This window comes from Comamonas sp. (assembly GCF_009360615.1).
Taxonomy (GTDB): Bacteria; Pseudomonadota; Gammaproteobacteria; order Burkholderiales; family Burkholderiaceae_C; genus Comamonas.
Genome location: NZ_SPEY01000006.1, coordinates 1 through 22,390 on the forward strand (window position 1 = coordinate 1; position 22,390 = coordinate 22,390).

At 62.0% G+C, this 22,390-nt stretch carries 13 protein-coding genes; 4 read left to right on the forward strand and 9 right to left on the reverse strand.

What is annotated here, in order from left to right:
• From E2583_RS01150 to dnaE, 3 genes are all read right to left on the reverse strand, one after another.
• Window positions 1-1,624: AAA family ATPase (locus E2583_RS01150; protein ID WP_291592403.1), on the reverse strand; the 1,624-nt coding region annotated here is incomplete at its 3' end.
• A gap of 62 nt (window positions 1,625-1,686) precedes the next feature.
• A complete protein-coding gene (clpS, locus tag E2583_RS01155) occupies window positions 1,687-2,052 on the reverse strand; it encodes an ATP-dependent Clp protease adapter ClpS (RefSeq protein WP_029158698.1) in 366 nt (121 codons plus the stop codon).
• Window positions 2,053-2,252: 200 nt separating this feature from the next.
• Window positions 2,253-5,786, reverse strand: coding sequence for a DNA polymerase III subunit alpha (gene dnaE / locus E2583_RS01160; RefSeq protein ID WP_291592409.1), 3,534 nt, complete (start codon window positions 5,784-5,786; stop codon window positions 2,253-2,255).
• Between the two features lie 237 nt (window positions 5,787-6,023).
• Between dnaE and E2583_RS01165 the strand changes: the two genes are divergently transcribed.
• Window positions 6,024-6,815 carry an outer membrane protein assembly factor BamD gene (locus E2583_RS01165; protein ID WP_291592411.1) on the forward strand — a complete coding sequence of 264 codons (792 nt, stop codon included), beginning with the start codon at window positions 6,024-6,026 and terminating at the stop codon, window positions 6,813-6,815.
• 55 nt (window positions 6,816-6,870) lie between these two features.
• On the opposite strand, the gene E2583_RS01170 is transcribed toward E2583_RS01165, so the two are convergent.
• On the reverse strand, window positions 6,871-8,955 hold the full coding sequence (locus E2583_RS01170; protein ID WP_291592412.1) for an ATP-dependent DNA helicase: 2,085 nt from the start codon (window positions 8,953-8,955) through the stop codon (window positions 6,871-6,873).
• Window positions 8,956-9,091: 136 nt separating this feature from the next.
• Between E2583_RS01170 and E2583_RS01175 the strand changes: the two genes are divergently transcribed.
• Window positions 9,092-9,865: a protein phosphatase 2C domain-containing protein gene (locus E2583_RS01175; RefSeq protein ID WP_291592414.1), complete on the forward strand. Its 774-nt coding sequence runs from the start codon at window positions 9,092-9,094 to the stop codon at window positions 9,863-9,865.
• 48 nt (window positions 9,866-9,913) lie between these two features.
• On the opposite strand, the gene E2583_RS01180 is transcribed toward E2583_RS01175, so the two are convergent.
• The 5 genes from E2583_RS01180 to E2583_RS01200 form a co-directional block, all read right to left on the reverse strand.
• Window positions 9,914-10,675, reverse strand: a complete 762-nt coding sequence (locus tag E2583_RS01180; protein WP_291592416.1) for a hypothetical protein — start codon at window positions 10,673-10,675, stop codon at window positions 9,914-9,916.
• A 67-nt stretch (window positions 10,676-10,742) separates the two neighbouring features.
• Window positions 10,743-11,840 (reverse strand): cell division protein ZapE, encoded by a 1,098-nt coding sequence (zapE, locus tag E2583_RS01185; RefSeq protein WP_291592609.1) that lies wholly within the window; start codon window positions 11,838-11,840, stop codon window positions 10,743-10,745.
• A 152-nt stretch (window positions 11,841-11,992) separates the two neighbouring features.
• Window positions 11,993-13,420, reverse strand: coding sequence for a dihydrolipoyl dehydrogenase (gene lpdA, locus E2583_RS01190; protein ID WP_291592417.1), 1,428 nt, complete (start codon window positions 13,418-13,420; stop codon window positions 11,993-11,995).
• Window positions 13,421-13,501: 81 nt separating this feature from the next.
• Entirely contained in the window at window positions 13,502-14,743 is a 1,242-nt protein-coding gene (odhB, locus tag E2583_RS01195; RefSeq protein WP_291592419.1) for a 2-oxoglutarate dehydrogenase complex dihydrolipoyllysine-residue succinyltransferase, read from the reverse strand.
• A gap of 63 nt (window positions 14,744-14,806) precedes the next feature.
• The gene (locus E2583_RS01200) at window positions 14,807-17,686 is read right to left on the reverse strand and encodes a 2-oxoglutarate dehydrogenase E1 component (RefSeq protein WP_291592421.1); all 2,880 of its coding nucleotides are present in this window, start codon (window positions 17,684-17,686) and stop codon (window positions 14,807-14,809) included.
• Between the two features lie 220 nt (window positions 17,687-17,906).
• On the opposite strand from E2583_RS01200, the gene E2583_RS01205 reads away from it, so the two are divergent.
• Together E2583_RS01205 and fdnG are read left to right on the forward strand one after the other, a co-directional pair.
• Window positions 17,907-19,082 (forward strand): AI-2E family transporter, encoded by a 1,176-nt coding sequence (locus E2583_RS01205; protein WP_291592423.1) that lies wholly within the window; start codon window positions 17,907-17,909, stop codon window positions 19,080-19,082.
• Between the two features lie 233 nt (window positions 19,083-19,315).
• Window positions 19,316-22,381: a formate dehydrogenase-N subunit alpha gene (fdnG, locus tag E2583_RS01210; RefSeq protein ID WP_291592425.1), complete on the forward strand. Its 3,066-nt coding sequence runs from the start codon at window positions 19,316-19,318 to the stop codon at window positions 22,379-22,381.
• Window positions 22,382-22,390 lie beyond the last annotated feature (9 nt).

Here is a 22,390-nt window from a genome sequence, read left to right on the forward strand (position 1 = left end):
CGCCAATCAGTCGGCTGACGGCATGACGCTCCATGTACTCGGACATGTCGAAGCGGATCAGGTCCACGCCCAGGATATAGGCCAGCTGCTTGGCCGCCTCCGTCTTGCCGACGCCCGTGGGGCCGGAAAACAGGAAGGAGCCGATCGGCTTGTCCGGCTTGCCAAGGCCCGAACGCGCCATCTTCACGGCCGAGGCCAGCACTTCCAGCGCCTTGTCCTGGCCGAAGACCACGCTCTTGAGGTCGCGCTCCAGCGTCTGCAGCTTGCTGCGGTCGTCGTTGCTGACATTGGCCGGCGGAATGCGCGCGATCTTGGCCACGATGGCTTCGATTTCTGCCTTGCCGATGCTCTGCTTGCGCAGACCTTCGGGCGCGATGCGCTGGGCAGCTCCTGCCTCGTCGATGACGTCGATGGCCTTGTCGGGCAGATGACGGTCGTTGATGTACTTGGCCGACAGCTCAGCCGCAGCCTGCAGGGCGTCCTGCTCGTAGGTGATGCTGTGGTGCTCCTCGAAGCGCGATTTCAGGCCCTTGAGGATGTCCACGGTTTCGGCCACGGTCGGCTCGACCACGTCCACCTTCTGGAAACGGCGCGACAGGGCCGCGTCTTTTTCGAAGATGCCACGGTATTCCGTGAACGTGGTCGCACCGATGCAGCGCAGCTGGCCGCTGGACAGTGCGGGCTTGAGCAGATTGGACGCATCCAGCGTACCGCCCGAGGCCGCACCGGCGCCGATCAGCGTGTGGATTTCATCGATGAACAGGATGGCGTGCGGCTTGTCCTTGAGCGACTTGAGCACGCCCTTGAGGCGCTGCTCGAAATCGCCGCGGTACTTGGTGCCGGCCAGCAGCGCGCCCATGTCCAGCGAATAGACCACGCCTTCCTTGAGCACCTCGGGCACCGTGCCTTCGGTGATCCGCCAGGCCAGACCCTCGGCAATGGCGGTCTTGCCCACGCCAGCCTCTCCGACCAGCAGCGGATTGTTCTTGCGGCGGCGGCACAGGATCTGGATGGTGCGCTCCACCTCGTACTCTCGCCCGATCAGCGGATCGATCTTGCCGTCCTTGGCCGCCTGGTTCAGGTTCAGCGTGAACTGTTCCAGCGGCGAGGCTTTTTCATTGCGCTCGCCTGCGGCACCTTCTTCGCTTTCCGAGGGAGATTCGGCCTTGGCAGGCTCGGGCGGCTCGCCCTTCTTGATGCCATGGGCGATGTAATTGACCACGTCCAGGCGCGTGACGCCCTGCTGGTGCAGGTAGTACACGGCGTGCGAGTCCTTTTCGCCAAAGATGGCCACGAGCACATTCGCGCCCGTCACCTCTTTCTTGCCATTGCCTGTGGACTGCACATGCATGATGGCGCGCTGAATCACACGCTGGAATCCCAGCGTGGGCTGCGTATCCACCTCTTCGGTGCCGTCCACCTGCGGTGTGTTGTCCTTGATGAAGTTGGACAACGATGAACGCAGGTCGTCGATATTGGCCGCGCATGCGCGCAGCACTTCAGCTGCACTGGGGTTGTCCAGCAGGGCGAGCAGCAAATGTTCCACGGTGATGAACTCGTGACGCTGCTGACGGGCCTCGACAAACGCCATGTGCAAGCTGACTTCCAGTTCTTGAGCGATCATGTGCGACTCCTTTCGGCTTGCTTGGTTGACTCTCTGCTAACTAATCTGAGGGCGGTCGGCGCTTATTCAACAGGCTCGAATGTGGCCTGCAGCGGATGACCCGCTTTCTGGGCCGCCTGCAGCACCTGCTCGACCTTGGTCGCCGCCACGTCCTGGCTGTAGACGCCGCAGACACCGCGGCCGTCCAGGTGAATCTTGAGCATGATCTGCGTGGCCGATTCACGATCCTTGCCGAACAGCTCCTGCAGCACGGCAATCACGAACTCCATGGGCGTGAAGTCGTCGTTGAGCATCACGACCTGGTACATGCGTGGCGGCTGCAGCCGCTGGCGGCGGCGTTCAAGCACCAAGGAATCACCATCGTCAGGCGTTCTGATCGCTGGCGAGACCGGGGGAATTGATGGGGGTTGGGTAGCCATGAAATCCATTCTAGCGAGCCGTTGCAATGTTTTTGCGCTGGCATATGCATAGCATTGTTAGGGATTTCAAGGTCACTGAAAGCAAATTTGAGCAAACCAAGGGAAAGCCATGGGAAACCCTTGACCAGCCAGCGCCCGGCGCTATCAAAAAATCATGGGCTGCCAAGCGGCATGCATCCTCAGGGAATGCCTGCGTCAGCCCAGGACCTTTATTCATAGACCACCTTGACCTGACCCGTGCCGGCCGAACCATACCAGGCTGCCAGCGCGGCGTCCGAAGGATAAAAACGACTGCCCTCTCCCAGCGCCAGCTCGCAGCTGGCCGAGCCGCGCTCATCGCGGCAGATCAGGTCCAGGCGCACTTTCACGCCGCGGCTGATCGTGCCGTTCTCGGTTTCCTCGACCTTGGCCGGGAACTGGCGCAGCAAGGCCGGTACATCGGGCATCTTCTCTCCCACGCTGACCTGCAGGTAGCGCGCAAAACGGCAGCGTGCATCGGCCAGACTCCACATCTGCTGGACCTTCATGCGCAGCCCTCCGCTGAAGCGGTCGGGCTGGAGCCGCCCCGAGACCACGACAAACTCGTCCTCCTTGAGCACGTCGGCGCACGCTGCCATGGTTTTTTCATCGACCGAGGCCTCGATCACTGCCGATTTGTCATCCAGAGTGAAGATGCTGAGCCTGCCGCGCTGGCCGTTGATGGTGCGCAACCCGCCAATGATCCCGGCCATGGTCTGCGGCTCGCGGCTGTCGCGCATCTCGCTGATCGGAGTGCGCACGAAACGGCGCACTTCGGATTCGACCTCGTCGAACAGATGGCCTGTGAGATAGAAGCCGATGGCCGTCTTCTCCAGCGTGAGCTTTTCCTTGACACCCCAGGGCAGCACATCGGCCATGGGCGGCTCCGCCGTGCTCGAGCCCAGCGCATCATCGCCCATCATGTCGAACAGACCGCCCTGGTCGGCATTGGCGATGGATGTGGCCGCAAAGCCGAAGGCGGTATCCAGCGTCGCCATCAGCGACGCGCGGTTCAGATCGATGGAGTCAAAGGCCCCCCCCTTGATCAGCGCCTCCACCGTGCGCTTGTTGATGCGGCTGCGGTCCACGCGCAGGCAGAAGTCGAACAGACTCCTGAACGGCCCTTTTTCGTGGCCGTTGGGGCCCGTGCCCTCACCGTTGCGCGCGGCCACGATGGCCTCGATCGCGGCCTGACCTGTTCCCTTGATGGCACCGAGACCATAACGGATGACCTTGTCCGTCACCGGCTCGAAGCGGTACACGCCACGGTTCACATCGGGCATCTCGAAGGTGATGCCCATCTTGAGTGCGTCCTCGTACAACACCTTGAGCTTGTCGGTGTTGTCCATTTCCACGGTCATATTGCCGCAGTAGAACTCGGCCGTGTAATGCACCTTGAGCCAGCCGGTGTGATAGGCCAGCAGGGAGTAGGCTGCCGCGTGCGACTTGTTGAAGCCGTAGCCCGCGAACTTCTCCATCAGGTCGAAGACCTCGTCGGCCTTTTCCTCGGTCAGTCCATTCTTGGCCGCGCCCTCTCGGAAGATGGCCCGGTGCTTGACCATTTCCTCGACCTTTTTCTTGCCCATGGCACGGCGCAGCAAGTCAGCGCCGCCCAGCGAGTAGCCGCCCAGCACCTGGGCCGTCTGCATCACCTGCTCCTGGTACACCATGATGCCGTAGGTCTCGGCCAGCACCGGCTCGACCAGCGGATGCGGGTACTCCACGACTTCCTGTCCGTGCTTGCGGGCAATGAAGGTGGGAATCAGGTCCATGGGACCGGGTCGATAGAGGGCATTCAGCGCAATCAGGTCTTCCAGGCGTGAGGGCTTGGCCTCCTTGAGCATCTGCTGCATGCCGCGCGATTCAAACTGGAATACGGCTTCTGTCTTGCCGTCGGAGAACAGCTTGTACGTCGGGTAGTCGTCCAGCGGAATGTTCTCGAACTGGAAGTTCTCCTGGCCCTTGTGGCGTTTCATGATGAATTCGCGCGCAATCTCCAGAATCGTCAGCGTGGCCAGGCCCAAGAAGTCGAACTTCACCAGGCCGACGGCTTCCACGTCGTCCTTGTCGTACATGGCCACGGCCGAGGTGCTGCCGGGCTGCTGGTACAGCGGGCAGAAATCGGCCAGCTTGCCCGGCGCGATCACCACGCCACCGGCGTGCATGCCGATGTTGCGGGTCATGCCTTCCAGGCTCTGCGCCATCTCTATCAGGGTCTTGACGTCCTCCTCGCGCTCGATGCGCTCGGCCAGTATCGGCTCCTCCTTGATGGCGTAGGTGTATTTGTCGCCTTCCTTGGGGGGATTGGGCGGGTACTTCAGCGTGACATGCAGGCCGGGCTTGTTCGGGATCAGCTTGGAGATGCCGTCGCAGAAGGTGTAGCTCATGTCCAGCACGCGACCCACATCGCGGATGGCCGCACGCGCGGCCATGGTGCCGAAAGTGGCGATCTGGCTGACGGCATCGCGACCGTAGCGGTCCTTGACATAGTCGATCACGCGGTCCCGGTTCTGCTGGCAGAAGTCCACGTCGAAGTCGGGCATGGACACGCGTTCGGGGTTCAGGAAACGCTCGAACAGCAGGTTGTATTCGAGCGGGTCGAGATCGGTCACCTTGAGCACATAGGCCACCAGCGATCCGGCGCCCGAGCCACGACCCGGCCCCACGGGGCAGCCGTTGGCCTTGGCCCATTTGATAAAGTCCGACACGATGAGGAAATAGCCCGGAAAGCCCATCTTCATGATGGTGCCCAGCTCGAACTCCAGCCGCTCGACATAGCGCGCACGCTGTGCGTCACGCTTGGCGGCATCGGGATAGAGGTGCACCAGGCGCTCCTCAAGACCCTGGAACGACTCGTGGCGGAAGAACTCGTCCATGGTCATGCCGGCGGGCACGGGGAAATTGGGCAGTTGCGGGTTCCCCAGCTCCAGCGTCAGGCTGCAGCGGCGTGCAATTTCCACCGTGTTCTCGATTGCGCTCGGGATGTCGGCGAAGAGCTGCTCCATCTCGGCAGCCGTCTTGAAATACTGGTCGCGGGTGAACTTGCGCACGCGCTTGGCATTGCCCAATATCTCACCCTCGGCGATGCAGACCCGGGCCTCATGTGCCTCGTAGTCCTCGGGCTTGGCATACTGGATCGGGTGCGTCGCGACCACGGGCAGATTCAGCCGGCTGGCCAGTTTCACGGCCGCCAGCACATGTGACTCGTCATCCGCACGCCCCGCTCGCTGCAGCTCGATATAGAAGCGGTGCGGGAACAGTGTGGCCAGTCGCTGCGCAATCTCGGCCGCCCCTTTTTCATCACCGCGGGTCAGGGCAATGCCCACGGGGCCGGCCTGAGCGCCGGAAAGCACGATCAGTCCCTCGCCCAGCTCCTGCAGCCATTCCCATTTGTGCTGCGCCTGGTCGCGCACCACATTGCGCGTCCAGCCGCGTGCCAGCAGCTCGGCAATATTGTGGTAGCCCTGGCGGCTCTGCACCAGAACGATGACCCGCGAGGGCGGCGCATCGCCCAGCCCTTCGAGCACGATCTCGGCGCCCAGCAGGGGCTTGACGCCCTTGCCACGACCTTCGCGGTAGAACTTGATACCGCCGAACAGATTGTTGAAGTCGGTAATGGCCATCGCCACCTGCCCGTCTTCGGCAGCAGCCTTGATCATGGCATTGACGCGGGTGGTTCCGTCAACGACGGAAAATTCGGTGTGCAGGCGCAGATGGACAAACATGGCCGCTATTGTAGAAAGAGCGCTTCGTCCCTGCGGGCTCAATGCCACTCGATTCGCTGCCGCTGCGTAAAGACGCAGTCATCTCGCCGACGCGGTGCAGCGCCCCATTACAATGCGTCGATCCTTTTTCAGGAAGGTCCGGACCAGGTGGTGTATGGTGCAGGTTTTGCGCCTTGCCGCCAGAAGCGACGGGCCAGCCTCCCATCACCGCTAATGATTGTCAGAAAACTGTCCACCATGCCGCGTATTTCCCTGACTCTAGTCCCTGCCGTGTTAATCGCCGCCACGCTGGCGGGATGCTCCAGCACCAAGGACGATCCGACGGCCAAGTGGACACCCGAGCGCATCTACACCGAGGCACGCGACGAATCCTCCTCGGGCGCCTATGACAAGGCCGTGCCGCTGTTTGAAAAGCTGGAAGGCCGTGCCGCCGGTACGCCCCTGGCACAGCAAGCCCAGCTGGAAAAAGCCTACGCCCAGTACAAGGCCGGCGAAAAAGTGCAGGCACTGGCCACGCTGGATCGATTTACCAAGCTTCATCCGGCCAGCCCTGCGATGGATTACGCCCTCTACCTCAAAGGCCTGGTCAACTTCAACGACAACCTGGGCATGTTCGGCTGGCTGACCCGCCAGGACCTGTCCGAGCGCGATCAGAAGGCTGCCAAGGATTCCTTCGAGTCCTTTCGCGAACTGGTGACGCGTTTTCCCGAATCCAAGTACTCAGACGATGCACGCCAGCGCATGCAGTACATCGTGAACTCGCTGGCCCAGTACGAAGTCCATGTCGCCCGTTACTACTTCAGCCGCGGCGCCTATGTCGCAGCCATCGCCCGTGCGCAGACTGCCATCAAGGACTACCAGAACGTTCCCTCGGTGCGCGAAGCGATGGTCATCCTCATCAAGTCCTACGACGCGCTGGGCATGACACAGCTGCGCGACGATGCGCAGCGCGTGCTGGAGCAAAGCTACGGCGCAAATGCCGAGCAAAGCATCGAAAAGAAGAGCGACCCGTGGTGGAAGCTCTGGTAATCAGGCTCCTTTGCACCCTGCAGCAAAAAGGATGTGCCCGAGCGCATCCTTTTTTTCATGCCTGCGTTCGCGGACCCGCGCCGTGCTCCGGCTCGCTTTCACAGCGGTCACCCCGACCCTTCAGTTGCTCCAGCGCCGACAAGAACTCCGGCTGGCCGGTCAGCACACGCATCGGCGGCAGCGCCGACATCAAGGCGGCGCCATAGCCCATGGTGACCAGACGGCTGTCACAAATGACCAGTACACCGCGATCGGTTTCACTGCGAATCAGGCGCCCAGCCCCCTGCTTGAGGGCCAGGGCCGCCTCGGGCAGCATGTAGTCGTGGAAGGCCGTCCGCCCCACGCTCTCCAGCCGCCGGGAACGGGCCTCGACCAGCGGGTCGTCAGGAGGCGGAAACGGCAACTTGTCGATCACGACCAGTTGCAGCACATCGCCGGGAAGGTCCACACCTTCCCAGAACGTGGCGGATGCCACCAGAATCGCCCCGCGCCCGGCCGCAGCTCCGGCCGCCGTGAAGCGCTGGATCAGGGCCAGCTTGGGTGATTCACCCTGAACCAGTACGTCCAGGTCGGCAAACAGTCCCAGATTCGAGCGCAGCGATGCGCTGATCGCATGCAAAGCCTTGATCGTGGTGGTCAGCACCAGGGTACGCCCCCCCAGGCGCTGCGCGGCATCCAGCGCCAGCTGGGCGACCTGCTGGCTGTGCTGCGGGCTGCCCGCTGCGGCAAAGGGCTGCGGAACATAGATACCGGCCTGCCGCTGGTAATCGAAGGGGCTCTCCACCTGCAACACCTGTGCGCCTCGCAGTCCGCAGGACTCGACAAACCAGCTCAGCCCGTCGTCATTGCCCAATGTGGCCGAGGTAAAAATCCAGGCCTTCCTACCGGCCGGATCGAGCCCGTCGCGCTGCCTCGTCCCGGAATCGTCCAGGGAGCGCTGCAGCAACCGCTGCTGCATGATGCGGGCAATCGACAGCGGCGACTCCAGCATGCGCAGAGACTGCGCGCCGACCTCCAGCCAGCGCACGCACTCGTCATCGGCGGCGGCGGCGAAGCGCGCCAGCCTCGCCAGCAACTCTGCGCCGCGCTCGTACAGGCGCTGCAAATCGGCAGCAGCGCCCTCCAGGACGGAGAGCGGCACCAGCAAAGCGCGCAGGCTCTGCCCCAGCCGCAGCAAGGCCGCCCGCCATTTCACTGCATCCAGCCCCTGCGGGGTCACTGCCTGCCAGGCCAGACGTCCGCCAACCGGGGGCTTGCCGGCCTGAAGTCGCAGCTCGCGCATGGCTTGCTCCAGTGTGGCGCAGAGCACCAGCCAGTCGGCCATGCCACGTGCATGCTCCTGGGTCAGCCGCAGGGCATCACGGGCGTAAATCACCACTTGCTGGCTTGAGAGGGCTTCGCCGGCAAACTGCACGCCGATGTCGTTGAGCTGATGGGCTTCGTCAATCACCACCACGCCGGTGTTGGGCAAAAGGTGGGCCATGCCGCTGTCGCGAACATCGAGGTCGGCAAACAGCAGATGGTGGTTGACCACCACCACATCGGCTTGCAGCGCCAGCTGACGAGCCTGATTGACATGGCAGCCCTGCCAGTGCGGACAGTCCGACCCCATGCAGTTGTCCCTGGTGGAGGTCACCAGCGGCAGGGCGGCGGAGCGCTCGTCCAGCGCCGTCAGCTCGGCCAGGTCACCGGAGCGCGTGACTCTGGCCCAGCGCTCCACCTCTGCCACAGCCCGCAGCACCTGCGGATCCTGAGGAGCCGTACGCCCCTGGCGCACGCGCTCCAGCCGCTCCAGGCACAGATAGGAGGAGCGGCCCTTGAGCCTGGCCATCCGCAGCGGCAGGCCCAGACCCTGGACCAGGCGCGGCAGATCACGGGCAAAGAGCTGGTCCTGCAGCGCCTTGGTGGCGGTGGAGACCAGCACCCTCTGGCCGCTGAGCAAGGCAGGCACCAGATAGGCATAGGTCTTGCCCACGCCCGTGCCTGCCTCCACCACCAGCACCTCGCCCCCCTCGATAGCCCGGGCGACCGCCAGTGCCATGCGGGTCTGACCCGGGCGCGGCCTGAACGCAGGCTCCGCCAAAGCGAGCCCGCCCTGCGGCGCAAACACCTGCGCAACTGCCTCCTGCAACTGAGTCAAAACCGTGTCACCTTCTCACAAGCCAGGTCCGTGCGACCTCACATAAGATCGCAGAAATTCGCCGGAGCCAGGCCCCGGGCCGATAAAATGTAACGCAACGTTAAATCTCGCTCTGCGAACGCATTCGCACTCACTCATGTCATCCAGCTACCGCATTCAGGCGGCCACCGGCATTCACCGCGGCGACCGGGAATATCAGCAGGACCAGGTCCTGCTCATGGCACATCCCTATGCCAAGGGCTGCATTCTCGGCGTGGTGGCGGACGGCATGGGCGGGCGCAGCGGGGGACGCAAGGCTTCCGACCAGGTCATGCTGACCGCCCGCCAGCTTTTCGAAGGTTTCGAACCCGCCAAGGAAGACTGCTCGCGCCTGCTGCGCACCATTGTGCAGGATGCCCACACCGTGATTCGCCTGACGGCCATCGCTGCGGAGCAGGAGCCCCACAGCACCATCGCGGTCTTTGTGGTGCTGCCCGACAATCGCTGCCATTTCATGCACTCCGGCGATTCGCGGCTCTACCATTTTCGCGGTGCCAGTCTCATGCACCGCTCGCTCGATCACTCCTATGTGCAGGCTCTGGTCGATCGCGGAGAACTCACCGAGATCCAGGCCCAGCACCACCCCCAGTCCAACATCTTGCTGGGCTGCCTCGGAGCCGAGCCGCCGCCGCCAGTGGCCCACCATGTGATTGAGCAACTGCAGCCCGGAGACAGCCTGATGGCCTGCTCGGACGGGGTATGGCATTACTTCACCACCCAGGAGCTGGGAACCGTTCTCGATGGCCTGTCGCCGCGCGAGGCCTCGCAGTTCCTGATCGAGAAGGCCCGGCGACGTGCCGCAGGCAGCGGGGACAATCTATCGCTGGCCATCCTCAAGCTGGACACTTCGGCCGCAGAATGCGGTGCCTGATGCGTGGATGGAAGCCCCGAGGTTCTGCGCAGTTGATGCAGCCCAAGTTCAGGGGGCTGGAGTTGGCAGCGGCGCCGAGGTCTGACCACGCTCCCGGGCTTGCTGCAATGCCCGGGCTTTGTGCTCGGCCGCTGCCTTGAGCTTGGCATCGTAATCCGCCCGGGCCTTGGCCTCTCGTTCGGCGCGCCCCTGGTCGGCCTGGGCTCGGTTCTGCTCGTGACGGCGTACATAGTCGGCCTGCTTGCTGGCACGCTGCCGGGCCTCGGCCTGGCGCTGCGCCTGCACCGCTTGCTCGTCAACCGCCGGCTTTGCGCCCGTACCGCCGGGCTGCGGCGTGCTCCTGGCATTCTTGTCGCGTTGCTGCGACTTCATGGGCACAGCCGCGTTTTCGGCTTTCTTCTCTTCGATGGCCTTCAGCTTGGCGGCCGCTTTTTCCTTGCGCTCCGCGTCATTGATCTCCAGCTCGCGGGCGCGAAGGGGCGCATCTTTCTCACGCGCAGCCCTGCGGGCCTCGGCCAGACATCCCTCGACGGCAAACTTCTGGTAGCAGAGCTTTTCGTCGGCGATGCGCTGCTGCTCAATGACGGCACGCTTGCTGAGAATCTCGTCGCGTTCGGCCTCGCGCTGCTGATGCAGATGCTGGCGGGCCTTTTCGGCGGCGGCTTTCTGCGCCTGCGGGCCGGTCTGCTGCACCGCCTGCGCCTGCGCATGAACCAGGGCTGGTGCGCCGGCCAGCAAGACGGCGGCCAGAGACGCCAGCGCAAGGCCTGCACTGCGGTGGCGGATCAGCGGGGCAAGGATAGTGGACATCGTCATCAACTCGGAACTCGAAGTACAGGCTGGCATCTTAAATCCGCCGGAGCTTGCACGCCGGCAATCAGGTCAAGCTGGTGTCCACCACGCGGCGCTCAAGCGCCAGGTATTCCTTGGATCGCATCTCGTTGAGGCGCGAGACGGTGCGGGGGAATTCGTGGGACAGCGGACCTTCGGTGTAGATTTTCTCGGGCGCAACGGCCGCCGACAGGATGAGCTTGACATGGCGATCGTAGAGCACGTCCACCAGCAACGTGAAGCGCCGCGCGGCCGAAGCCATGTTCACATGCAGCTCGGGCACGTCGGACACCAGGATGGTGTGGAACTGCGTGGCAATTTCCAGATAGTCGTTCTGCGAACGCGGGCCGCCGCAGAGTTCGCGGAAGTCGAACCACACGACGCCGCCTGCACGGCGCTTGGCCGCGATCCTGCGGGTCTCGATCTGCATCACGGGCTCTTCGTCATGGGCTTCGGCAAGGCGATCGAACGTCTCCTGCATCGCAGCGTCTGCCTCCGGTCCCAGCGGACAGTGATAGAGCTTGGCATCTTCAAGCGTACGGCGGCGGTAGTCGGTGCCATTGTCCACGTTCACCACTTCCATGCGTTCCTTGAGCAACGCGATCGCCGGCAGGATGCGGTCGCGATGCAGCCCCCCGGGGTAAAGACCATCCGGCTCGAAATTGGAGGTCGTCACAAAGCCCACGCCGTTGGCAAACAGCGACTCGAGCAGCTTGTAGAGAATCATGGCGTCGGTGATGTCGGCCACATGGAATTCATCAAAGCAGATCAGCTTGTACTTCTTGGCGATCTTGGCGCCCAGCGCATCGAGCGGGTTCTGCGTACCCTGCATCAGGTGCATCTCGCGGTGCACCTCCCGCATGAATTCGTGGAAGTGCAGCCGCACCTTGCGCTTGAGGGGCACCGCATTGAAGAAGCATTCCATCAGGAAGCTCTTGCCGCGCCCTACGCCACCATACATGTAGACACCCTTGGGCAGATCCGGGTGATTGATCAGTTTCTTGAGAGCATTGGAGCGCTTGCCCTTGTACGCCGTCCACTCGTCGGCGCAGCGCTGCAGCGCCTCGACCGCACGCAGCTGTGCGGGATCGCTTTTGAAACCCTTGGCGGCCAGCTCCGCCTCGTAGGCCTGTCTTACATTCACCGTCATGTCTCCAGATGCTCAAAAAACAATAGCTGCTATCGCTTATTGAATAAGCGCTAGCAGCCATTTTGTTCTGAATTCTAAAAGAAACTCAGCCTGCGTGCGGGCACTTCACAGCCATGTCAAAACCTGCGCGCAAGACTGAAGAAAACTTAGAAGTTCAGAGTACGCTTGTCCACAGCCAGAGCCGCTTCCTTGGTGGATTCGGACAGCGAGGGATGAGCGTGGCAGATACGTGCGATGTCTTCGCTCGATGCCTTGAACTCCATGGCCACCACGGCTTCGGAAATCAGCTCGGACACCATGGGGCCGACCATGTGCACGCCCAGGATTTCGTCCGTCTCGGCATCGGCCAGGAACTTGACCATGCCGGTCGTGTCGCCCAGGGCGCGCGCGCGACCGTTGGCCAGGAAGGGGAAGGAGCCTGCCTTGTACTTGACGCCGTCGGCCTTGAGCTGCTGCTCGGTGCGCCCCACCCATGCGATTTCAGGGCTGGTGTAGATCACCCAGGGGATGGTGGCGAAATTCACATGACCGTGCTGTCCGGCAATGCGCTCGGCCACGGCCACCGCTTCTTCCTCGGCCTTGTGCGCCAGCATGGGGCCACGCACCACGTCGCCCACCGCCCACACGCCAGGCAGATTGGTCTTGCACAGATCGTCCACCACGATGGCGCCGCGCTCATCCAGTGCCAGGCCCACGGCTTCCGCATTCAGACCATTGGTATTGGCGGTGCGGCCGATGGACACGATCAGCTTGTCCACCTCCAGGGTCTGGGATTCGCCCTTGGCATTGGTGTAGGCCACGGTCACGCCCTTCTTGCCGGACTTGACTTCACCGATCTTCACGCCCAGCTCGATCTTCAGACCTTGCTTGTCGAAAGCCTTCTTGGCTTCCTTGGAGATCTGCTCGTCAACCACGGGCAGGAACTTGTCCATGCCTTCGAGCACGGTCACTTCCGTGCCCAGACGGCGCCAGACCGAGCCCATTTCGAGGCCGATCACGCCGGCGCCGATCAGGCCCAGCTTCTTGGGAGTCTTGCCCAGACGCAGAGCGCCATCGTTGGACAGGATGTTCTCTTCGTCGAAGGCCACGCCAGGCAGGGCGCGCGCGTTGGAGCCGGTGGCCACCACGATCTGCTTGCCGGTGATGACTTCCTCGTCCTTGCCGGCAACCTTGATTTCATAGCCGCCTTCGACAGCCTTCACGAACGAGCCGCGGCCGTGGAAGAAGGTGACCTTGTTCTTCTTGAACAGGTACAGGATGCCGTCGTTGTTCTGCTTCACGATGGCGTCCTTGCGGGCGATCATCTGCGCAACGTCCATCTCGACCTTGCCGGTGGAGATGCCATGGTCGGCGAAGTGCAGCTTGGCATGCTCGAAATGCTCGGAGGACTGCAGCAGCGCCTTGGAGGGAATGCAGCCCACGTTGGTGCAGGTGCCGCCAGGAGCAGCGCCGCCAGCGGCGTTCTTCCATTCGTCGATACAGGCGACGTTGAAACCCAGTTGTGCAGCGCGGATGGCAGCGATGTAGCCGCCGGGGCCTGCGCCGATCACGACGACGTCAAATTGCTTGCTCATGATTTGAATCTTTTCTCTGTTTAACTCGAAAAAAGCCCACCGCTTTTGGTGGTGGGCTTTGTAGAAGCTCGATCTGCTGAATTACAGATCAAACAGGAGGCGAGAAGGATCTTCCAGGGCGTCCTTCATGGCCACCAGGCTCAGAACGGCTTCGCGGCCATCGATGATGCGGTGGTCATAGGACATGGCCAGGTAGTTCATGGGGCGGATCACGATCTGACCGTTCTCGACCACGGCACGGTCCTTGGTGGCGTGCACGCCCAGAATGGCCGACTGAGGGGGGTTGATGATGGGGGTGGACATCATCGAGCCGAACGTGCCGCCATTGGAGATGGAGAAGGTACCGCCGGTCATTTCTTCAATGCCCAGCTTGCCTTCCTTGGCCTTCTGACCGAACTCGACAATCTTCTTCTCGATGTCGGCGAAGCTCATCTGGTCCGCATTGCGCAGGATGGGCACCACCAGACCGCGGGGCGAGCTCACAGCGATACCGATGTCGAAGTAGCCATGGTAGACGATGTCGTTGCCGTCGATGGAGGCATTCACGGCGGGGAACTTCTTCAGCGCATGCACAGCAGCCTTGACGAAGAAGGACATGAAGCCCAGCTTCACGCCATGTTCCTTGGTGAACTGGTCCTGGAACTTCTTGCGCAGCTCCATCACGGGTGCCATGTTCACTTCGTTGAACGTGGTCAGGATGGCGTTGGTGGCCTGGGATTGCAGCAGACGCTCGGCAATACGGGCGCGCAGACGTGTCATGGGCACGCGCTGCTCGGGACGATCGCCCAGGTTTTCCTTGGCCACGGGAGCTGCCACCTGAGGCAGAGCGGCCTTGGGAGCACCAGTGGGGATGGCTGCGCCGGCCTTGATGGCACCCAGCGCATCACCCTTGGTCACACGGCCGTCCTTGCCCGTGCCAGCCACATTGGCGGCAGACAGGTTGTTGTCGGCCAGGATCTTGGCAGCAGCAGGCATAGCCACGCCGCTCTTGTCAGCGCCAGCAGGCGCCGCAGCCACGGGGGCGGCAGCAGGCGTAGCTACGGCAGCGGGGGCGGCAGCAGGAGCCGCGGCACCAGCCACGGCTTCGGAGTCGATCTTGGCGATCACTTGCTCGGCAGCCACGGTAGCGCCTTCACCTTGCAGGATTTCGGTGATCACGCCTGCCGAGGGAGCAGGCACTTCCAGCACCACCTTGTCGGTTTCGATCTCGATGAGGATTTCATCGACGGCCACGGCCTCGCCGACCTTTTTCTTCCAGGTCAGCATGGTGGCTTCCGTGATGGACTCGGACAGCTGAGGGACTTTAACTTCAACGATTGCCATTTTGAATTCTTTCCAGAGATGTTTCTTGTGCCCCCCGTCCTCGGACAGGGGGTGTCGCCTGCATTACTTGGTCAGGACAAAGCCCTTGAGCTTGGCGAATGCGCCTTCCACCAGTGCCTTTTGCTGCTCTTGGTGCAGATGCGCGTAGCCGACGGCAGGCGAAGCGGACGCAGCGCGACCGGAATAGCCCAGCTTCTGGCCTTCACGCATGTTCTCGTGAATGTTGTGCTGGATGAAGAACCAGGCGCCCTGGTTCTGAGGCTCATCCTGGCACCACACGATGTCAGTAGCGTTGGCGTACTTCTTCACTTCGGCGGCGAACGCCTTGTGGGGGAAGGGATACAGCTGCTCGACGCGGATGATGGCGACGTCCTTGGATTCCTTCTCGGCACGCTTCTTGACCAGATCGTAGTACACCTTGCCCGAGCAGGCGATGATGCGCTTGACCTTGGCAGCGTTCTTGACGATGGTTTCGTCCTGCTCGGGAATCACGGTCTGGAAGCCACCAGAGGTGAACTCGGACAGGGGCGAGGTGGCGTCCTTGTTGCGCAGCAGCGACTTGGGAGTCATGATGACCAGCGGCTTGCGCAGGCCACGAACCATCTGGCGACGCAGCACGTGGAAGATCTGGCTGGCCGTGGTGGGCTGCACGATCTGCATGTTGGTGTCGGCGGCCAGCTGCATGAAGCGCTCCAGACGTGCCGAGCTGTGCTCGGGGCCCTGGCCTTCATAGCCGTGAGGCAGCATCAGGGTCAGGCCGTTGACACGACCCCACTTCACTTCACCGGATGCAATGAACTGGTCGATCACCACCTGGGCACCGTTGGCGAAGTCGCCGAACTGGGCTTCCCACACCACCAGGGTGTTGGGATCGTTCGATGCATAGCCGTATTCGAAGCCCAGCACCGCCTCTTCGGACAGGATGGAGTCGATGACGACGAACGGGGCCTGGTTCTCGGCAGCGTTCTGCAGGGGAATATAGGTACCTTCGTCCCACTTCTCACGCTTCTGGTCATGGACCACGGCATGGCGGTGGGTGAAGGTGCCGCGACCGGAGTCTTCACCCGACAGGCGCACGGGATAGCCCGACGCGACCAGCGATGCGAAAGCCATGGTCTCGCCCATGCCCCAGTCCACGTTGACATCGCCGCGACCCATGGCGGCACGGTCGTCATACACCTTCTTGACCAGAGCATGAGGATTCACGCTCGCAGGCAGTGTGGTGACCTTCTCGGCCAGACGCTTCCACTCGGTCAAGGGAATGGCGGTGTCGCCGGCGTCGGTCCAGGTCTTGCCCACGAAGGGGCTCCAGTCCACGGCGTACTTGCTCTTGAAGTTGGTCAGCACCACGTCCTGGGTGTGACGGCCTTCGTCCATGGCGGCGCGATAGGCCTTGACCATGTCGTCGCCCAGCGTGTCGCCCAGGCCTTGAGTGGCCAGCTTGTCTGCGTACAGCTTGCGCGTGCCGGGGTGGGCAGCGATCTTCTTGTACATCAGAGGCTGTGTCAGAGCGGGAGTGTCCTGCTCGTTGTGGCCGAGCTTGCGGAAGCAGATGATGTCGACCACCACGTCCTTGGAGAACTCCATGCGGAACTCCAGGGCCAGCTGCATGGCCAGGCACACCGCTTCGGGATCGTCACCATTCACGTGCAGCACGGGCGACTCGATCATCTTGACGATGTCGGTGCAATACAGCGTGGAGCGCAGGTCGCGGGGATCAGAGGTCGTGAAACCGATCTGGTTGTTGATGATGATGTGGACCGTGCCACCGGTGGTGTAGCCACGGGTTTCGGACAGCGCCAGGGTTTCCTGGTTCACGCCCTGACCGGCAAAGGCCGCGTCGCCGTGCACCAGCACCGGCAGCACTTGCTTGCCCTGGGGGTCGTCGCGGCGGTCCATGCGCGAGCGCACCGAACCTTCCACCACGGGGTTGACGATTTCCAGGTGCGAGGGATTGAAGGCCAGCGACAGGTGGACGGGACCGCCCTTGGCAGACACGTCGGAGCTGAAGCCCTGGTGGTACTTCACGTCACCGGCAGGCAGGTCTTCAGGAGCAGTGTGGTCGAACTCGGCGAACAGGTCCTTGGGCATCTTGCCCAGGGTGTTGACCAGCACGTTCAGGCGGCCACGGTGGGCCATGCCGATCACGACCTCCTGAACGCCCTTGGCGCTGGCGGAATTGATCAGCTCGTCCATGGCGGCGATGAAAGACTCGCCGCCTTCCAGGGAAAAGCGTTTCTGGCCCACATACTTGGTGTGCAGATAGCGCTCCAGGCCTTCGGCAGCGGTCAGGCGCTCCAGGATGCGCTTCTTCTGGTCTGCGTTGAAGGCCGGCTTGGAGCGGATCGACTCCAGGCGTTGTTGCCACCAGCGCTTCTGATTCTGATTGGTGGCATACATGTACTCGGCGCCCAGGGTGCCGCAGTAGGTTTCGCGCAGAGCGTTCATCAGCTCGCGCAGCGTCATGGTTTCCTTGCCGAAGAAAGTGTTGCTGGTGTTGAACACCACTTCCTGGTCCGCATCGGTGAAGCCGTAGAAGGAAGGCTCCAGCTCGGGAATTTCGGGGCGCTCGGTGCGCTTCAGGGGGTCCAGATCGGCCCAGCGCTGACCGACATTGCGGTAGGCGGCAATCAGTTGCTGCACGGCCGTGCGCTTGCGACCCAGCTCGGAGTCGGCGCCGGAAGCCACCACCACCTTGGTGCCGCCCTGCTTTGCGCGCTCGGCAAAGGCATTGATCACGGGCAGGTGAGGAACGTCTTTGTTGTCGGTGCCATCCACTGCAGGCACGTGCTGCAGGGCATCAAAGTATTCACGCCAGGAATCGGGGACGCTACCAGGATTGGCCAGATAGTTCTCGTACATCTCTTCGACATAGGGCGCATTGCCGCCGAACAGATAGGTGTTGCCTTGATAGGCTTGATAGATCGTTGACTGATCGCTCATATTTCGCTGACCTCCGCTTTCCTTCGGAAAGCATTAGCTGGTTTGTGGAACCTCCCGCGACACGGCTGTACCGATTGGCGGATGCGACTGTGGCTGGGGAAGGGCCTTGAGTTGCGGCAGCCATTGTGCCACTGTTCAAAGTCTTGGTCTTATAAAAGACAAGATGTTTACACCCCTGGGACTCGCTTACATTGCAGGAACTCCGTAAACAAGGATTCGCATGCCGCCTTTGCCGCTTCACAAACGTGCATTCATTCTTCTTTTGATAGCAGTAACTGCCGGATTCGGCTTGGTTCTTCAGGAATATGTCGTCGCCATCTTCTGGGGTGTGGTGTTTGCCATCGTCTTCGCCCCCCTGCACCGAAAGCTGTTGATGCGCATGCCCAACAGGCCCACGCTGGCCGCACTGGCAACCTTGCTAATTAGTCTGGTAATGGTCATTTTGCCGCTGTCTCTGATAGGGCTGTCGCTCATCAAGGAAACCGCTGCCATCTATGACCAGGTGAACAGCGGAAACCTGTCCGCAGGCAATTATGTGGAGCAGGTCTTCAATGCCCTGCCCTCCTGGCTGACGCCGTGGATGGAAAAGCTCCACCTGGGCACGCTGGAGGAAATCCAGACCAAGCTCTCCAACATCGCCCTGCAGGCCAGCAAGCTCGCAGCCACCAAGGCGGTGGGACTGGGTCAGAACACGCTGGGCTTTGTGGTGGGATTCGGCGTGATGCTCTATCTCATCTTCTTTCTGCTTCGCGATGGCAAGGAGCTGGTGGCACGCATCTGGGCCGCCACCCCCCTGGCTGCCGAACACAAGCGCGAACTGGCCATCAAGTTCATCACCGTCATCCGGGCCACCGTCAAGGGCAATCTGGCCGTCGCTGCTGCCCAGGGGGCTCTGGGCGGGCTGATCTTCTGGATCCTGGGCATTCAGGGCGCAATACTCTGGGCCGTGGTCATGGCTTTTCTGTCGCTGCTGCCCGCAGTGGGAGCCGGCCTGGTCTGGGGGCCGGTCGCGATCTACTTCCTGGCAACGGGTGCCATCACCAAGGGCCTGGTCCTGGCCACCTATGGCGTGCTCGTCATCGGACTGGTGGACAATGTGCTGCGCCCGCTGCTGGTCGGCAAAGACACCAAGATGCCGGACTATGTGGTGCTGATCTCCACCCTGGGAGGCATGGCCTTGTTCGGGCTCTCGGGCTTTGTGCTGGGCCCGGCGATTGCGGCCCTCTTCATGGCGGCCTGGGAGCTGTTTGCGACCATGCAGGCTCAGGAGGAGGAGTTGCTGGACCGGGAAATCGCGCAAAAGCGCACGACGGCCGACAGCCCCCAGCCTGCGCGGCTCCCGCCTGACCACGGTGCGCAGCCTCCCGCCGAAACACCAAAAAGCGACACAGACTAGGAATTTTCTGTGCAATTCGGCCTGCCGGCTGATGGTATTTCGCGCCGGAAATGGGTACCTTTCAAAGCGCAGGCCGACCACTATGGCAGCGATGAAGAAATACAAAAACGAAAAACAAGGAGCAAAACCGCTCGGGACTACTCAAGAATTAAGGGTTTGTAACTGCTATCAAAAATGAGGGGGGTCGTAAAATTTGCTTTCACATAAGCGTTCATACGAAAAGGTACCCCACAATGGTCCAATTCTCCAGACGCCAGTTCATGAAAGTGACTGGTTCGACTCTGGCGGGTTCCAGCTTGGCGCTGATGGGTTTCTCACCCACAGCTGCGCTTGCTGAGGTGCGACAGTACAAGCTGTCCGCCACCACCGTCACCCGCCAAACCTGCACCTACTGTTCCGTAGGCTGCGGCATCCTGATGTATTCCCTGGGCGACGGCGGCAAGAACAGCCGCCTGTCCGTGATGCACGTGGAAGGCGATCCGGATCATCCGGTCAATCGCGGCACGCTGTGTCCCAAGGGTGCATCGCTGCTGGACTTCGTGCACAGCCCCAGCCGTCTCAAATACCCCGAGTACCGCGCTCCCGGCTCCTCCGAATGGAAGCGCATGTCCTGGGACGAAGCGCTGGACCGCATCGCCAAGCTGCTCAAGGAAGACCGCGACGCCAATTTCGTTGAGACCAACGAAAAGGGCCAGAAGGTCAACCGCTGGCTCACCACCGGCATGCTGGCCGCTTCGGCCTCCAGCAACGAAGCCGGCTATATCACGCACAAAGTGGCCCGCTCCTGGGGCCTTCTTGCACTCGACAACCAAGCACGTGTCTGACACGGCCCGACGGTGGCAGGTCTTGCCCCGACGTTTGGCCGTGGAGCGATGACGAACCATTGGGTCGACATCAAGAACGCGGACGTTATTTTGATCATGGGCGGCAATGCCGCCGAAGCACACCCCTGCGGCTTCAAGTGGGTGACCGAAGCGAAGGAGCACAACAAGGCTCACTTCATGGTGGTCGACCCGCGTTTCAACCGCTCGGCATCCGTGGCTGACTTCTATGCGCCGATCCGCTCCGGCTCGGACATCGTCTTCCTCGGCGGCGTGATCAACTACCTGCTGACCAACGACAGGATTCACCACGAGTATGTGAAGAACTACACGGACTTCTCATTCATCGTGCGCGAGGACTTTGCGTTCGACGAAGGTATTTTCTCGGGCTACAACCCCGAAAAGCGCACCTACGACAAGGCATCCTGGGACTATGAGCTCGGTGACGACGGCTTTGTGAAGGTCGATCCCACGCTGGAGCACCCTCGCTGCGTCTATCAATGGCTCAAGAAGCACTACGCCGGCTACACCCCTGAGAAGGTGGAGTCCGTCTGCGGCACGCCCAAGGAAAAGTTCCTGCACGTGTGCGAGAAGCTGGCATCTACCGCCGAAGCCGGCCGTGTTGCCACCATCATGTACGCCCTGGGCTGGACCCAGCACACCACGGGCGCGCAGATTCTGCGCACCGGCGCCATGATCCAGCTGCTGCTGGGCAATATCGGCATCGCCGGAGGCGGCATGAACGCGCTGCGTGGCCACTCCAACATCCAGGGCCTGACCGACCTGGGCATTCTGTCTGCTTCGCTTCCCGGGTACCTGACGCTGCCGAACGAAGCCGAGCAGGACTACAACCAGTACATCGCCTCGCGTACGCCCAAGCTGTTGCGTCCAGGCCAGATGAACTACTGGTCGAACACGCCCAAGTTCCATGTCAGCCTGATGAAGGCCTGGTGGGGGCCGGCGGCCACTGCCGAGAACAACTGGGCTTTTGACTATCTGCCCAAGCTGGACAAGCAGTACGACATGCTGCAGATCTTCGAGATGATGACCCAGGGCAAGGTCAACGGCTACATCGCCCAGGGCTTCAACCCCCTGGCGGCCCTGGCCAACAGCAACAGCGTGCGAGAAGGCCTCAAGAAGCTGAAGTTCCTGGTCATCATGGATCCGCTGGTGACCGAGACTTCGGAGTTCTGGAAGAACCACGGTGAGTTCAACGACGTGGACTCCGCGTCCATACAGACCGAGGTGTTCCGCCTGCCCACCACCTGCTTCGCCGAAGAAGACGGTGCCGTGGTCAGCTCCTCGCGCGTGCTGCAGTGGCACTGGAAGGCGGCCGAACCTCCGGGAGAAGCCAAGACCGACATTGCCATCATGTCCGGCCTGCACCTGCGCCTGAAAGCGCTCTATCAGAAGGAAGGCGGCAAGTTCTCCGAGCCCATCACCAATCTGTACTGGCCTTACGCCGAGGCCGAACACCCCTCCTCCGAGGAAGTGGCCAAGGAGTACAACGGTCGTGCGCTGGTGGACCTGTTCGATCCGAAGGACCCCACCAAGCTCATCCGCAAGGCGGGCGAGCAGCTGGGGGGCTTCGGAGAGATGCGCGACGACGGCAGCACCCTGGGCGGCTGCTGGATCTGGGCTGGCAGCTGGGCATCTTCCGGCAACCAGATGGCGCGCCGCGACAACAGCGACCCCACAGGCATAGGCAACACGCTGAACTGGGCCTGGGCCTGGCCCGCCAACCGCCGTGTGCTGTACAACCGCGCATCCTGCGACCGCCAGGGCAACCCCTTCAATCCCAAGCGCGTGCTGATCAAGTGGAACGGCAAGCAATGGGGCGGTGCGGACGTGCCCGACGTGGCGGTAGGACTGGATCCCGAGGTCATCAACCCCTTCATCATGAACCCCGAAGGGGTGGCCCGCTTCTTCGCCCGCAAGGGCATGGCAGAAGGTCCGTTCCCCACGCACTACGAGGCGTTTGACAACCCGCTGGGCTACAACCCCATGTATCCCGACAACAAGCAGGCCGTCATCAGCCCCGTGATGCGCATCCTGGCGACCGCCAAGGACACGCAGGGAGACCCCAAGGACTACCCGCACGTGGGCACGACCTATCGCCTGACCGAGCATTTCCACTACTGGACCAAGCATGTTCAGCTGAACAACATCGTCCAGCCCGAACAGTTCGTGGAAATCGGCGAGGCACTGGGCAAGGAGCTGGGCATCGAAACCGGCCACCAGGTCAAGGTTTCGTCCAAGCGTGGCTTCGTCAAGGCAGTGGCAGTGGTGACCAAGCGCATCAAGCCCATGAAGATCGATGGCAAAACCATCCATCACGTGGGCGTGCCGATTCACTGGGGCTTCTCCACGACGGGACGCAAGGGCTATCTGGCGAACAACCTGACAGCCTCCGTGGGTGACGGTAACAGCTTGACCCCTGAATCCAAGACCTTCCTCGTGAAGGTGGAAAAGATCTAAGGAGCCACG

Excerpts from the sequence above, each read along its gene's own strand:
- clpS (WP_029158698.1), bottom strand. The coding sequence starts at position 2,052 with ATGGATTTCATGGCTACCCAACCCCCATCAATTCCCCCGGTCTCGCCA.
- dnaE (WP_291592409.1), bottom strand. The coding sequence starts at position 5,786 with ATGTTTGTCCATCTGCGCCTGCACACCGAATTTTCCGTCGTTGACGGA.
- E2583_RS01165 (WP_291592411.1), top strand. The coding sequence starts at position 6,024 with ATGCCGCGTATTTCCCTGACTCTAGTCCCTGCCGTGTTAATCGCCGCC.
- E2583_RS01175 (WP_291592414.1), top strand. The coding sequence starts at position 9,092 with ATGTCATCCAGCTACCGCATTCAGGCGGCCACCGGCATTCACCGCGGC.
- E2583_RS01180 (WP_291592416.1), bottom strand. The coding sequence starts at position 10,675 with ATGTCCACTATCCTTGCCCCGCTGATCCGCCACCGCAGTGCAGGCCTT.
- lpdA (WP_291592417.1), bottom strand. The coding sequence starts at position 13,420 with ATGAGCAAGCAATTTGACGTCGTCGTGATCGGCGCAGGCCCCGGCGGC.
- odhB (WP_291592419.1), bottom strand. The coding sequence starts at position 14,743 with ATGGCAATCGTTGAAGTTAAAGTCCCTCAGCTGTCCGAGTCCATCACG.
- E2583_RS01200 (WP_291592421.1), bottom strand. The coding sequence starts at position 17,686 with ATGAGCGATCAGTCAACGATCTATCAAGCCTATCAAGGCAACACCTAT.
- E2583_RS01205 (WP_291592423.1), top strand. The coding sequence starts at position 17,907 with ATGCCGCCTTTGCCGCTTCACAAACGTGCATTCATTCTTCTTTTGATA.